The 304-nt window shown below is 60.9% G+C and carries 1 protein-coding gene; it reads left to right on the top strand.

The features are described from left to right. Positions 1-304 (top strand): enolase C-terminal domain-like protein (locus tag EQG76_RS11845; RefSeq protein WP_321573451.1); only part of this gene is annotated, 304 nt, incomplete at both ends.

Below are 304 nucleotides of genomic sequence, written 5' to 3'. Positions count from 1 at the left end.
GGCTTCAAGCGCTTCATCGAGAAGGACGCGCTCGATATCATCCAGCCGGACATCTACTGGTGCGGCGGCCTGTCCGAGACGCTGAAGATCGCGGCCTATGCCACCGTCCACGACCTGATCACTATCCCGCACGGGCACTCGACCCCGATCGGCATCCACTTCTCGGTGACCCAGTCGCCGATCCACACGCCCTATCAGGAATATCTGTGGAAGTGGAACCTGGTGAACATGTTCTTCCTGAAGGACCCGCTCTGGCCGGTGGGCGGAATGATCCGTCTGTCCCATGCCTCGGGCGTCAACATGG

Origin of the sequence: Geminicoccus flavidas (assembly GCF_009806515.1) — a bacterium.
Classification (GTDB): domain Bacteria; phylum Pseudomonadota; class Alphaproteobacteria; order Geminicoccales; family Geminicoccaceae; genus Geminicoccus; species Geminicoccus flavidus.
Note: the sequence above shows the minus strand (reverse complement) of the source record. Positions and strands in the feature narration are given on the sequence as shown.